The sequence below is a fragment of the Saccharothrix sp. ST-888 genome (assembly GCF_000955975.1).
Lineage (GTDB): Bacteria > Actinomycetota > Actinomycetes > Streptomycetales > Streptomycetaceae > Kitasatospora.
On record NZ_JYJF01000559.1, the window covers coordinates 1 to 360 of the forward strand.

The following is a 360-nucleotide window of genomic DNA, read 5'->3' on the forward strand; positions in this document are numbered from 1 at the left end:
CCGCAGGGTGTGCCGGTGTTCGCCTGGAAGGGCGAGACGCTGGAGGAGTACTGGTGGTGCACTGAGCAGGCGCTGACCTGGCCGAACGGCCAGACCCCGAACATGATCCTGGACGACGGCGGTGATGCCACCCTCCTGATCCACAAGGGCGTCGAGTTCGAGAAGGCCGGCGAGGCCCCGGACCCGTCGACGGCGGACAACGACGAGTTCCGGATCATCCTGGAGCTGCTCAACCGCACCCTGACCGAGTCGCCGTCCAAGTGGACCGAGGTCGCGGCGACGATCAAGGGTGTGACGGAGGAGACCACGACGGGTGTCCACCGGCTGTACGAGATGCACCGGGACGGGAAGCTGCTGTTC

At 66.7% G+C, this 360-nt stretch carries 1 protein-coding gene; it reads left to right on the plus strand.

From position 1 onward, the window contains the following. Positions 1-360 (plus strand): adenosylhomocysteinase (locus tag UK12_RS33765; RefSeq protein WP_045307037.1); only part of this gene is annotated, 360 nt, incomplete at both ends.